The organism is Myxococcota bacterium, assembly GCA_035498015.1.
In the GTDB taxonomy this organism is placed as follows: domain Bacteria; phylum Myxococcota_A; class UBA9160; order SZUA-336; family SZUA-336; genus VGRW01.
On sequence record DATKAO010000163.1, the window covers coordinates 1 to 8,849 of the forward strand.

Below are 8,849 nucleotides of genomic sequence, written 5' to 3' on the forward strand. Positions count from 1 at the left end.
GCAACAACCTGAGCACGCTCGGCGTCGACGCCGGCCAGCTCGACGCCAAGCTCGACACGCTCTCGACGACCGTGAGCTGGGAGCCGACTCACGACTACGGCCGCGCGTTCGGCGACTTCGACTGGCACGAGAATCTCTCGAGCCGCTTCGCGGTCCACTTCACGCACAGCACCGAGACCGCGCAGGGCCAGCCGACCCAGGACGACTTCGAGAACTCGCAGATCCGCATCTCGGACGGGAACCAGATCTTCCAGGCGGGGCTGTTCGGTCCGGGCATCCAGATCCAGAAGGTCCGCTACCAGATGGCGTCGGTCGACGCGGGCCTGAAGTTCCATGGCCTGTCGCTCGAAGGCGAGTACTACTTCCGGCTCGTCGACCAATTTGACGGGACTCTGACCGACTCACTCGGCTTCAGCAATTTCAAGGACCACGGCTTCCAGCTGCAGGCATCCGCCATGCTGGTACCACAGGTCTTCCAGCTGTACGCGGGCGGGTCGATGATCTTCGGCCAGTTCGGCCAGCCCTGGGACTCACGCGTGGGCTTCAACTGGTTCCCGTTCGCGAACCAGAGCTTTCGCTGGAACAACGAAGTCGGCTTCTACGCCCACTGCCCGGTCGGCGGCATCGCGTATCCCTATCAAGTCGGAGGAAATGGCTTCCTGTTCCAGTCGAATCTCGAGCTCGCGTTCTGACTCGCAGGGGTGTTAGAGTATCTCGTGCACCGCAGGCAGAGCGTCGGCGACGGCGCTTCCCGATGGCAGCGTGGCTTGGGACTTCACCGGTACGGCCGTCACGTTCAGCGACGGGAATCGGGTGGATCACACCGTCACGGGGTCGCTCACGTTCGCGTCCCTCGACTACGCGACTATGCCGCCCATCCACACCATTTCCATGAACGCGTTGGTCGACGGCGTCGACTCAGTGGTCGCCTCGATCTACTACGTGACCGCCATCGACGGAGCGCCGGGCACGGTCGACTACTTCGACTCGTCCAACGGCATGTACAGCGTGAGCTCGCTGCCCTACCCCACCCCTCCCAGCGCCACGAGTGACCCGTTTGTGGTCACGATCAACCTGAGGGACAAGAACGGTTCTCTGTTCGACGGTACGTACCCGCTTCCGCCGGCTCATGCTCCAGACATCGACATCTTCGCGGCCGCCGGGCTCTCGATCAGCCAGAGGTACTGCATCGTCGGGAATCCGATCAGCGGAAGCCTGCTCTGCAGCACCTACCCCAACTTCACCGTCAGCTTCACCTCGTTCAGTGACCCTGTTCCCGAGCCGAGGTCGCTCGCGCGGCTGAGCCTGGCAGGCTTGGGCGCGCTCGCGCTGCTAGCGGAACGCCGGAATCACCTCGGCGCCCATGCGTTCGATCGTCTGCATCACCTTCTCGTGCGGGATCTTATACGGATTCACGAGACAGAGCAGCAGGTCGACGCCGGCGTCCTCGTAGCGGCGGCACGCCTCCAGGCAATCGGCGGGAGTCCCGAGCGCGCAGGCGCCCGAGCTGGTCAGATACTCGAGCGTGAGCAGCTCGAGCGCGCCGCTCTGGTCCACCTTCGCGAGCTCCGCGGCGTAGCCGTAGTTGCCGAGCTCGCGCCGCGTCTCGGCCATCCAGCCGGCGAGTGACCCGATCAGCCGTGCGCCGGCCCGCGGATACCACTCGAAGGACTCACGCGCGACCTGCCACGCCTCCTCGCGCGTGGGGGCGCACAGGGTCATGGTGAAGGTGGCGGCCTGGTCGTGGACCCACTTGCCCAGCGGCTTCTCGCAGCGGGCGATCGCGGCGCGGTACAGGTCGATCTTGCGCTTCACCTCCGCGGGCGGAACGCCGACCGCGAACGAGCACAGGCCCAGGCCCAGCTCGCCCATCTGCACGTGGCCCTCGTCGGACGAGGTGGCGCCCCAGATCGGCGGGTGCGGTGACTGGAGGGGCTTGGGCTGCACGCGGCGGCGCGGCATGCGCCAGTGTTTGCCCTCGAAGGCGTACTGCTCGTTCGTCCAGCAGCCGACGACGTGCTCGATCGCCTCCTGCCACATGGCGCGCGTCTCGCGCGGGTCGACGTCGAAGCCCTCGAGCTCGGCCCGGGTCGACGAGCGGCCGGTGCCGAAGTCGACGCGCCCGTCGGACAGCAGGTCGAGCACGGCGACCGACTCCGCGGTGCGCACCGGGTGGTTGTACGGCTTGGGCAGGAGCCGCACGCCGTAGCCGAGCCGGATGCGCTGCGTGCGCGCGGCGATGGCGCCGTAGAGCACCTCGGGATTCGAGCAGTGCGAGTACTCCTCGAGAAAGTGGTGCTCGACCGTCCAGACCGCGTCCCAGCCACACTGCTCGGCGTAGACCGCCTGCTCGAGCGTGTCCTTGTAGGCGCGGTGCTCGGCACCGGGAGTCCAGGGGCGTGCGACCGGGATCTCGTAGAAGAGCGCGAACTTCATCGCACGAGTCTGTCACAAGCAGCGCGCCCGGGGCGCGCAGGAGACGAAGGACTCAGACGCGCCGGCGCAGGAAGAGTCCGCCCAGGCCGGCCAGACCGCCGAGCAGCCCTAGGGCCGCCGCGCCGGGCTCGGGGAAGCCGCCCGTCGTGACGTTCAGCGTCTGCAGCCAGTTGTGGCCACCGGCCGTGAAGACCTGCGGCCCGAACGCGACGCCGCACTGACCGCTGAAGGTACCGGGGCCACCCGCGCCCGCGCACACCAGGTTGTACACGGCGGAGTCAGTCGTGAACGGGACACCGTCGATCTCGCCCGAGACGGTTCCCGTGCCCGGGCCGCTCTGGATCAAGCTGAACTGCAGCACGGGAACGAACGCCTGGTAGCGCAGGTTCGTGAACACCACGTCGGGTCCGACGCCGCTCACCGGGGCGAACGTGGCGTTCGCGATCAAGATGTCGATCAGCCCGCCCTCCGGCAGCTGCCCGTTCTGATAGCCGTCCAGCACGACGCCGCTGGCCGGCGTCGAGCTGACGAGCGCGAAGTCCTCCGACGCGAGGCAATCGGCGGAGCCGACGGGACAGCCGTAGTTCGCGTTGGGGGCGAGCAGACCGCCCCCGGTCACGGTCACGCCGAAGTTGAAGATGAAGCTGGCGTGGGCCGGTGCGGCCGAGAGCAGCCAGGCGGCGAGGGCCAGCGTGAGCTTCCGCATCATGAACCGCTTCTCCTGCGCGCGAGGGCGATGCCCAGTCCGGCGAGCGCAGCGAGCCCGAGCGAACCGGGCTCGGGCACACCGGTGAACGTCAGCGTCGCGCCGACGACCACGGGGGCCGATTCACCGGGCACGGGCACGATTCCCAGAGTGAGTCCCTGCAGCGTGAACGTGCCGGCGACCACGTCGATCACCGCGCTGAGCGGGGTCGAGTTCTGGTAGCTCAGAGGCAGCGGGCCCACGCTCGCCTGCGTGTTCGAGTTCTTCGCGGTGTAGACCGCGTTCACGAGCACGGGCATCACGCTCGTGTTCCAGTGACCCGGGCTGATCGGCGTGCTGCTCAGCGTGTGGTAGCCCGTGTCGGGCACCACCGATGCGCTGTTGACCCACACCTGGTTGTAGCCGCCGTACACGGTGTTCAGCACGATCCACTGATTCGGCGCGGTGGTGAAGTTGAAGTCCGTGAGCATGCCGGTGGACGAGTCGAACGACGCGAACGCGCCGTTCAGGTTGAGCGTCGCCACCCCGATCGGCGTCCCGTCCACGGAAGCAGTCACCGTCGCGGCGCCGCCCGTGTACGTGAAGACGGTCGATGCCGCGTCGGCGCGGGCCGCGCACAGCAAGAGGAAGATCAGCCAGCCCGCGGTCCGAATCCTGGCGCGAAGCAGCCCGCTCACCGTCTCAGCTCCCTCCGAAGTCCCGACATCCGAAATGCACCAGATCTGCCGGTCCGTCTGAGCATCCTAACCGTTGGGTGAGGGGATTGGGAATCAATTTGGTGGAGAAATCCCACGTACGTGTTGGTATCCACCCCCCGTGATCTCGCGCGGCTGCGCGTGCGATGCTTGGCGCGAATGAATGCGAAAGGGAGACGCGCGCCGTGAGCCGCTTTGCGAATGCCTTCGGTCCCGACCATCCGGAAGCGACCTACCTGGCGCACGCATTCCCGGAGCAGCTTTGTGACACGGGCGAGGTGAAGCTCAACTTCGCCGTGGCGGGCGCGCCCGACAAGCCGGCGCTGCTGCTCATTCCGGGTCAGACCGAGTCGTGGTGGGGATACGAAGCGGCGCTGCCGCTGCTCGCCGAGCGCTTCCAGGCGTTCGCCGTCGACCTGCGCGGCCAGGGCCGCTCCACGCGCACGCCGGGGAGATACACGCTCGACAACATGGGCAACGATCTCGTGCGCTTCATCGACCTGGCGATCGGCCGACCCACGCTGGTGAGTGGACTCTCGTCAGGCGGCGTGCTGTCGGCCTGGCTGTCGGCGTACGCGCGGCCGGGTCAGGTGCGCGCCTGTCACTACGAGGACCCGCCGCTCTTCTCGTCCGAGCTCCACACCTCGTGCGGCCCGTCGATCCACCAAGCGATCGGCCCGATCTTCGCGCTGTGGAGCAAGTATCTCGGCGACCAGTGGAGCGTCGGTGACTGGGACGGGTTCGTGGCCGCCGCGCCGAACGAGCTGCCGCCCCGCCTCGCGGGCCTGGGCCGCGTGTTCGGCACGTCCACGAACAGCGAGCCGCCGCAGAACCTGAAGGAGTACGACCCCGAGTGGGGCCGCGCGTTCGCCACGGGCACGGTCGCGGCGAGCTGCAATCACGCCCGCATGCTGGCGAGCGTGAAGGTGCCGGTTCTCCTGACCCACCACTTCCGCATGATCGACGAGGCGTCGGGCGGGCTGCTCGGCGCCATGTCGGACCTGCAGGCGAGCCGCGTGCGCGAGCTCGTGACCGCGGCAGGACAGCGGATCGAGTACAAGTCCTTCCCGCAGATGGGTCACTCGATGCACGGTCAGGACCCGAAGCTCTACCGAGACAGCCTGTTCGAGTGGGTGGACGGCCTGTAGCCGGGCGTCCCCCAGCGCGTGGCACCGTGCGCGCTACCTGAAGAGGATCTGCTCGAAGAATTCGACGAAGGCGGGATCGTCGGACGGGATGCGCATGCCGAAGCCGGGCTGCGCCTTCGATCCCGGCGGCAGCTGGCGCGTGGTCCACTGCACGGTGCCGCGCAGCGTGACTTTCTCGCCAGCGCGGTCCCGCAGCGACAGGCGGACCTCGCTGCCGACCTCGGGCAGCGACTGGTTCGTGCGCAGGAACAGTCCCGTCTTCGAGACGTTCTTCACGTAGCCGTCGCCGCGCAGCTTGCCGCTCTCGAACGCGGCGGCGATCCGCTTCACCGCCCGGTGGAGCGTCCGCCGTTCGACCTTCCGTGGCGGAGACACCAGCCGGACCCCTATCGCCGGAAGCGGCAATCCCTTCCCATCGACGCGACAACCCCGGAGCTGGAGCGTCTGCCGAGTTACAATGAGAACGGAATCATGACTCGGCCAGCCACCACCTCGGCCGCGCGCGGGGACCGTAGGTCAGGCCGAACTGGTCGATCGCGCGCTGCCGGATCACGTCGACGGCCTCTTCGGGCGAGTCACACACGATCCAGCGCGTGACGTCGGCCGCGTCGATCGTGCCGGTCTTGAGCGGGAACTCGCGGAGATACTGGAGCAGCGGCTCCCAGAAGCTCTTGCCCATGAGCACGAATGGGAAGTCCTTCATCTTGCCGGTCTGGATCAGCACCGCGGTCTCGAACAGCTCGTCGAGCGTGCCGATGCCTCCGGGCATGGCGATGAAGGCATACGAGTACTTCTCGAGCAGGAGCTTGCGCACGAAGAAGTACCGGCACTCGACCCAGCGATCGAGATACGAGTTGGGCTTCTGCTCGACCGGGAGCTTGATGTTGCAGCCCACCGAGAGACCGCCCACGTCTTTCGCGCCGCGGTTCGCGGCCTCCATGATTCCCGGGCCGCCGCCGGTCATCACCGTGAAGCCCGCCTGCGAGAGCCGGGCGCCGAGCGCGCGCGCCAGGTGGTAGTAGGGGTGGTCCTCCTTGAAGCGCGCGGAGCCGAACACGGTCACGCACGGACCCGCGAAGTGGAGCTTGCGGAAGCCACGGATACACTCCGCGAAGATTCGCAGCGCCTGCAGCAGCTCCCTGCGGCGCGGCTCCGGACCTCCCAGCAGCCGGCGCTCGGCGGGATCGCGCGTGCCCTTGCCCCAGGTGTCCGTCGAAGAGGTCGGGAGCGGCTCGGGCGCGTCGGTCACTTCGCGCCCGCGCGCGCGAAGTCCACGAAGCCGCGCTCGAAGTCGGTGTGCACGAGCTCGACCGCAACGCGGTCGCCCACGTCGAGGCCCTGGAAGCCGCGCACGACCCGGCCCTCGGCCGCGGGGTGGTCGATGCGGACCCACGTGCCCTTCTCGGAGGCGCCAGTCACGAACGCCTCGAAGCGCTCGCCGATGCGCGACGACAGGAGCAGTGCCGCGGCCGACTTGCGCACCCGCCGTTCGACCTTGGTGGCATGGTCCTCCTGCTCGGTGCAGTGAGTGGCGAGCGCGGAGAGCTCGCCCGGCGAGTACAGCGGTGCCTGGTCGGACAGCGCGGCCTTCAGCAGCCGCTGCGTGATCAGGTCGGGGAAGCGGCGGTTCGGCGCGGTCGAGTGCGTGTAGTCGCGCAGCGCCAGGGCGAAGTGTCCCGGGGCTGCCCGGCGCGGCAGGTCGAGCGCGTACTCACCTCGGCCGAGCAGCTTCACCACCGAGACCGAGAGATCGACGAAGCGCGCGGGATCGGCCTCGCGCCGCTTGTCGAGAAAGGCCTGGAGCGCGGCGTTCGACGGCTCGCCGGGGAGCTTCTCGCCCAGTGACTGGGCCAGATCCACGATCTTGGCCCAGCGCTCGGGCGAGCGCAGCACGCGCCGGATCGAGGGAAAGCCGCGCTCGTCGAGGAAGCGCGCGCTGGCGCCGTTCGCGGCGATCATGAAGTCCTCGATCAGGTCCTTGGCGCGGTTCCGCGCGTCGGGCACCAGGTCGGCGAGTGCGCCGTCGTCGAACACCGCGCGCGCCTCGAGGGTCTCGAGCGAGAGCGCACCGTGCTCGAAGCGCCGCTTGCGGAGCTGACGCGCGACTCCGTCCTGCAGCCGGAGCTGCTCGGCGACCCCGGGCACCGCACTCACGCGTTCGGGCGCAGGGGACGTGCCGTCGAGCCAGGCCGCGACCCCGTTGTAGGCCAGCTTGGCGTGGTTGCGCACCACGGCGCGGTACACCGCGCAGTCGGTGATCGTGCCGTCGGGCCGCACGCGCGTCTCGATCACGATCGCCGCGCGGTCGACGCCCTCGCGCAGCGAGGTGAGATCGGTCGAGAGTCTCTCGGGCAGCATCGGGAAGATCTGCGCCGCGGTGTACACCGAGGTCGTATTGGTGCGCGCGTGGGCATCGATCGCCGAGCCCTCCTCCACGAGCGCGTCGACGTCGGCGATCGCCACGAAGATCTTCGCGCCGCCGTCGGGCAGCGCCTCCGCGACCGACAGCTGGTCGAGGTCGAGTGAGTCGTCGTTGTCGATCGACACCCACAGGGGTGCCCGCAGGTCGCGCAGGTCGGCGGCCGCGCGGCCCGCAGCAGCCTCGTCGAGCCGCGCCGCCTCGGCCAGCGCGGCAGGCGAGAAGTCGGGTTTGAGCGACCCCTCGAACATCGCCCGGCGTGCGACCGCGCGCAGGTCCATCCGAGCCGACCGCGGCCCGTGTTGAGGCGAGCGCTCCCCGACCATCCGGCTGCTGGAGTAGCACAAGACATGGCTGCAGGCCCCTGTGAGACACTGGCCGGATGATCGACAGGAAGCGCACCTCGCTGGCTGCCGTGCTCGCCCTCGGGCTGCTCCCGGCCCGCTCCCCGGCCCAGGACCTGTTCGAGGCCACGGCCAAGCTCACCTGCCTCCAGGAAGAGGCGATGGCGACCAAGCTCCACGTGGAGACACTCGACACGAACGAGCTGATCGCGGCCGCTCGTTCGGTCTCGCCCGAGCTCGCCAAGAACTTGTACCTGGCCTACGTCAACGACGATCTCGTGATCCTCGACCGCTGCACCAACGCTCTCGTGCTCATCCTTTCCCAGCCCGCGAGCTGCATCGAAGCGTCCGGGAAGTCCGTGGACCGCTCGTGCTCGATCGCCTTCAGCGACTGGTTCGTCGGGGCCGCGGTCGGCCGCGCGCTGTGCCGGGTGCACGTCGGCGGCTCGACGCACGGGAGCTGCGACGGTGAGATCGAGCGGGAGGGCCTGGGGCTGTGCCGCATCCAGATCTCCGTGCACGGGCCCCACAAGATCCCGAAGAGCTGCTCCTAGCGAGTCACGCGCTCGCCACCGTGCGCCACAACACGTAGACGATCATGCCGAGGTTCATGTAGGCGGTCGCGGACATGCCCGGCGCGCGGTAGAGCGGGTCGATGCGGTAGCCCAGCCAGAACAGCGCGCGCGCCGCCACGAACACGGTCGCGCAGGCCCACACCACCTGCAGATGCCCCAGTGGAACGACGGTGCAGAGACCGAGTGACGCGATCGCGAACACGAAGCTCTGCTGCAGCGTGTTGTCGGCCACGCGCCCGTCGATCTCCATCGAGCGGCTCTCCGCGTGGCGCATGGGGTCGATCGCGGCGCTGAGGAAGCGCGAGTTGCCCACGGTCACGAGCATGACGAAGAACGGCACGATCGCGAACACGTTGGCGCGCAGCGCGTAGCCCAGCCGGTCGGCCAGGTCGTCGGGAATCGAGGGCGACGGCAAGACACGCGTGAGCCACGCCACCGCGAGCGCCATGCCCAGGACGCCACTGGCCGCGCCGATCGCGACGATCCTCTGCTCTCTCTTCATGGACTCACCTCGAGCCCAAGGTAG

The 8,849-nt window shown here is 68.5% G+C and carries 10 protein-coding genes; 3 read left to right on the forward strand and 7 right to left on the reverse strand.

Annotation, left to right across the window (positions count from 1 at the left end; translation table 11 throughout):
• Positions 1-692: hypothetical protein (locus tag VMR86_14605; protein ID HTO08275.1), on the forward strand; the 692-nt coding region annotated here is incomplete at its 5' end.
• A gap of 640 nt (positions 693-1,332) precedes the next feature.
• On the opposite strand, the gene VMR86_14610 is transcribed toward VMR86_14605, so the two are convergent.
• From VMR86_14610 to VMR86_14620, 3 genes are read right to left on the reverse strand one after another with little or no spacing between them, the layout of a single operon-like run.
• Complete coding sequence (locus VMR86_14610) at positions 1,333-2,436, reverse strand: LLM class flavin-dependent oxidoreductase (protein HTO08276.1); 1,104 nt, start codon at positions 2,434-2,436, stop codon at positions 1,333-1,335.
• 52 nt (positions 2,437-2,488) lie between these two features.
• Positions 2,489-3,145 (reverse strand): hypothetical protein, encoded by a 657-nt coding sequence (locus VMR86_14615; protein ID HTO08277.1) that lies wholly within the window; start codon positions 3,143-3,145, stop codon positions 2,489-2,491.
• Positions 3,142-3,819, reverse strand: a complete 678-nt coding sequence (locus VMR86_14620; protein ID HTO08278.1) for a PEP-CTERM sorting domain-containing protein — start codon at positions 3,817-3,819, stop codon at positions 3,142-3,144. The genes VMR86_14615 and VMR86_14620 overlap by 4 nt, the downstream gene beginning before the upstream one ends.
• A 203-nt stretch (positions 3,820-4,022) precedes the next feature.
• Here VMR86_14620 and VMR86_14625 point away from each other — a divergent pair, with 203 nt between their 5' ends.
• A complete protein-coding gene (locus VMR86_14625) occupies positions 4,023-4,985 on the forward strand; it encodes an alpha/beta hydrolase (protein ID HTO08279.1) in 963 nt (320 codons plus the stop codon).
• Between the two features lie 33 nt (positions 4,986-5,018).
• On the opposite strand, the gene VMR86_14630 is transcribed toward VMR86_14625, so the two are convergent.
• The 3 genes from VMR86_14630 to VMR86_14640 form a co-directional block, all read right to left on the reverse strand.
• The gene (locus tag VMR86_14630; GenBank protein HTO08280.1) at positions 5,019-5,360 is read right to left on the reverse strand and encodes a PilZ domain-containing protein; all 342 of its coding nucleotides are present in this window, start codon (positions 5,358-5,360) and stop codon (positions 5,019-5,021) included.
• Positions 5,361-5,454: 94 nt separating this feature from the next.
• Positions 5,455-6,234: a TIGR00730 family Rossman fold protein gene (locus VMR86_14635; protein ID HTO08281.1), complete on the reverse strand. Its 780-nt coding sequence runs from the start codon at positions 6,232-6,234 to the stop codon at positions 5,455-5,457.
• Entirely contained in the window at positions 6,231-7,685 is a 1,455-nt protein-coding gene (locus VMR86_14640; protein HTO08282.1) for an RNB domain-containing ribonuclease, read from the reverse strand. The genes VMR86_14635 and VMR86_14640 overlap by 4 nt, the downstream gene beginning before the upstream one ends.
• A gap of 101 nt (positions 7,686-7,786) precedes the next feature.
• Between VMR86_14640 and VMR86_14645 the strand changes: the two genes are divergently transcribed.
• On the forward strand, positions 7,787-8,302 hold the full coding sequence (locus VMR86_14645) for a hypothetical protein (GenBank protein HTO08283.1): 516 nt from the start codon (positions 7,787-7,789) through the stop codon (positions 8,300-8,302).
• A gap of 4 nt (positions 8,303-8,306) precedes the next feature.
• Here VMR86_14645 and VMR86_14650 read toward each other — a convergent pair.
• Positions 8,307-8,849: MAPEG family protein (locus VMR86_14650; GenBank protein HTO08284.1), on the reverse strand; the 543-nt coding region annotated here is incomplete at its 5' end.

Bases quoted from the DNA above. Each gene is read 5' to 3' on its own strand.
- VMR86_14610 (HTO08276.1), bottom strand. From the start codon at position 2,436: ATGAAGTTCGCGCTCTTCTACGAGATCCCGGTCGCACGCCCCTGGACT.
- VMR86_14615 (HTO08277.1), bottom strand. From the start codon at position 3,145: ATGATGCGGAAGCTCACGCTGGCCCTCGCCGCCTGGCTGCTCTCGGCC.
- VMR86_14640 (HTO08282.1), bottom strand. From the start codon at position 7,685: ATGGACCTGCGCGCGGTCGCACGCCGGGCGATGTTCGAGGGGTCGCTC.
- VMR86_14645 (HTO08283.1), top strand. From the start codon at position 7,787: ATGATCGACAGGAAGCGCACCTCGCTGGCTGCCGTGCTCGCCCTCGGG.